The sequence below is a fragment of the Polaromonas sp. P1_G4 genome, assembly GCF_056405475.1.
This window is the reverse complement of the sequence record NZ_JBFUCA010000543.1, coordinates 1-2,733: the sequence shown is the minus strand read 5'-3', so window position 1 is coordinate 2,733 and position 2,733 is coordinate 1. Positions and strand designations below refer to the sequence as shown.

General features: G+C 60.5%; 5 protein-coding genes. 4 read left to right on the top strand and 1 reads right to left on the bottom strand.

All coding sequences use genetic code 11. From position 1 onward, the window contains the following. From AC1D1X_RS20225 to AC1D1X_RS20210, 4 genes are all read left to right on the top strand, one after another. The coding region (locus AC1D1X_RS20225; RefSeq protein ID WP_477699003.1) for a phosphopantothenoylcysteine decarboxylase domain-containing protein at nt 1-456 on the top strand (456 nt) is incomplete at its 5' end. Next, on the top strand, nt 453-878 hold the full coding sequence (locus tag AC1D1X_RS20220) for a hypothetical protein (RefSeq protein ID WP_477671123.1): 426 nt from the start codon (nt 453-455) through the stop codon (nt 876-878). The genes AC1D1X_RS20225 and AC1D1X_RS20220, both read left to right, overlap by 4 nt. Before the next feature lie 3 nt (nt 879-881). Continuing rightward, nucleotides 882-1,328: a dUTP diphosphatase gene (gene dut / locus AC1D1X_RS20215; RefSeq protein WP_477671122.1), complete on the top strand. Its 447-nt coding sequence runs from the start codon at nt 882-884 to the stop codon at nt 1,326-1,328. Between the two features lie 216 nt (nt 1,329-1,544). Beyond that, nucleotides 1,545-2,054, top strand: a complete 510-nt coding sequence (locus tag AC1D1X_RS20210) for an outer membrane lipoprotein (protein ID WP_477671121.1) — start codon at nt 1,545-1,547, stop codon at nt 2,052-2,054. A gap of 83 nt (nt 2,055-2,137) precedes the next feature. On the opposite strand, the gene AC1D1X_RS20205 is transcribed toward AC1D1X_RS20210, so the two are convergent. Beyond that, the gene (locus tag AC1D1X_RS20205) at nt 2,138-2,662 is read right to left on the bottom strand and encodes an FKBP-type peptidyl-prolyl cis-trans isomerase (RefSeq protein ID WP_477671120.1); all 525 of its coding nucleotides are present in this window, start codon (nt 2,660-2,662) and stop codon (nt 2,138-2,140) included. Nucleotides 2,663-2,733: the final 71 nt, after the last annotated feature.

The window sequence follows — 2,733 nt, the reverse complement described above, 5'->3', positions numbered from 1 at the left end:
GTTACAGGACGTGCGCAAGCAGCTACTATTTTTATAGCAACGGCGGCCGTCGCCGACTGGCGGCCGGCAGCGCCTTCAACGCAGAAGATCAAGAAAGACGGCTCCGGCCAGACGCCGCAGCTGGTGTTTACCGAAAATACGGACATCCTGGCCACTGTCGCGCAGTCGCCTGCAGCCCAGGCCGGCCAGCTGTTTTGCGTGGGCTTTGCGGCTGAAAGTCATGATCTGGCTGACAACGCAGAAGCCAAGCGCCTGCGCAAAAAAGTGCCGCTGCTGGTCGGCAACATTGGCCCGGATACCTTCGGGCAGGACCACAATGCTTTGCTGCTGGTGGATGCGCAAGGCAGCACCGCGCTACCCAGGGCTTCCAAGCTCTCACTGGCGCGCCAGCTGGTGGCCGAGATCGCGACCCGGATGGCGGCGCCGCCGTCCAACGGGAAAGCGACCGCACCATGAACCTTCCCTCGAACACACCGCCAGACGGCGATTTTGTCAGCTATGTGGAACGCCTGACAAAAGCGAACGCGCCGGCCAGCCATGAAGACCAGCCGAGGCCGCAGGAAAAGATTTCGTTTCGCACGCCGTCTCCGGCAAGCCCCGCAACGCCTGCTGCCAAACCCGCGACAATCGCCGGCTCCGGCGCCGCTTTTATCGCTCACATCAAATGGGTTGTCATCCTGTGGATCGCCACGCAGGTGCTGTCCGAGGTGGTGCCCGGCGCGGGCTTCCTGTTTCTGCCCGCGCTGCTGGTTTACGGGGCGTGGGCAATCTTTCAGGCCAACCGTCACTCATCCGGCGCGCTGGTCCAGCGCCTGCGCGAGCTGGCGCGGCAAATGGCCGAAGAAGCCCAGAAAAATCAACCACCCAGGAAAAAATAGTTCATGCACATCGACGTCAAGATCCTCGACCCGCGCCTTCAAAACAACCTTCCCGCCTATGCAACACCCGGCAGTGCCGGCCTCGATTTGCGTGCCTGCCTGGACTCCCCGCTCACGCTGGCCGCCAACGCCTGGCAACTGGTACCGACCGGCATTGCGATCTACCTGCACAACCCCGGCTATGCCGCGCTCATCCTGCCGCGTTCGGGGCTGGGCCACAAGCACGGCATCGTGCTGGGCAATCTGGTTGGCCTGATTGACAGTGACTATCAGGGGCAGCTGATGGTCAGCGCCTGGAATCGCAGCGACGTGCCATTCACCATCGAGCCGATGGAGCGGATTGCGCAGCTGATGATCGTGCCCGTGGTGCAGGCGCAGTTCAATGTGGTGGCGGAATTTCCCGCCAGTGAGCGTGGCGAAGGCGGGTACGGCTCCACGGGCAAAGCCTGAACGGCTGGCGGGCAAAAGGCGTCAGGGAGGGTGTTTTCCTACAACCCCTGCGACACGGCTCCCACGCCGCGACAGCTCTAATCCCCACCTTGTATTTGCTGCGGCGTGCCCTTAATGGGTCATGGGAGTCTCCGCGCTCCTGGTATCGGCTTCTCGCTAGCGTGAAGCCGATGACAGGGGCCGGGAAGCTCATGAACTTATTAACAGGAGAGACTCATGCAAAACACATTCCGCTTTATTTCCTCGGCTTCTGCCGTGCTGGCACTGGTGGGCTTGGCCGCTTGCGCGCCCATGAGCCCGAGCGGCGATTCGTCCTATCCGGCCACCACTTCAACCTATCCTGCTTCTTCGTCCTACCCTGCCAATCAGCAAAATAACTATGTAGAGTATGGGCGGGTCATCAATGTGGAAGCCATCCAGACTACGGAAAAAGGCCGCGGCTCTGGCGTGGGTGCTGTGCTGGGCGGTGTGGCGGGTGCTGTGGTGGGTCACCAGATCGGTGGCGGCAGCGGCAAGGATGCGGCAACCGTGGTGGGTGCGGTGGGCGGTGCGGTGGCCGGTAACGCCATTGAAAAGAACCGCAACGCGACCATTCGTGAGAGCTATCGCGTCTCCGTGCAACTGGACAATGGCAGCTCACGCGCCTACGACGTGCCCAGCTACGGCAACCTTCGCGTGGGAGACCGCGTAAAGATTGAAAACGGCCAGATCAACCGGATCATGTAACGCTGCGGTTCATCCGCCTTTAAAGAGCCGGCTACTCCCGCAGGGGATGGTCGGCTTTTTTTACGTCCGGAATCACACCTGTCTCAGTGCAGCGTGCCACTTCCCGGCGTGATCGGCTCAAGTTTAAAAAAACCGGTGCCAAGTGATCCCTGGCCGATTTCCTCTTCGCTGGCTTCGCGCACGGCTTCAACCTTGAGGTTCAACCGGATGGCAATGCCCGCAAGGGGATGGTTGCCGTCGAGCACGACGTGATCGGGATAGATCTCGGTCACGGTGTAAATATGATCATGAGGTGCTTGCCCGGTGCTTCCTGGCGGAAGGGCCATGCCGTCGAAGGTCATGCCTTCTTCCAGTTCGGCGGGAAAAATCTTGCGGGGTTCGAGGAAAACCAGGTTCTCGTCGTAGTCACCGAAGGCATTTTCTGGCTCAAGGTGCAGCTCGAGCTTCTCTCCGGCTTCATGGCCTTGCAGTGCCTCTTCGATCTTGGCGAGGAGGTCATCGCCGCCGAGCAAAAACTCGATGGGTTCGTCCAGCTCGTCCAGCACATCGCCCAGAGTGTCTTTCAGCGTCCATGTCAGGGCTACGACGCATTGCGGGGTGATTTTCATCCGACAATTGTCCCATGGATGTAAATCAATCTCTAGAGCTCCTCGCCGGCCTGAGCCCGGCGCAATTCATG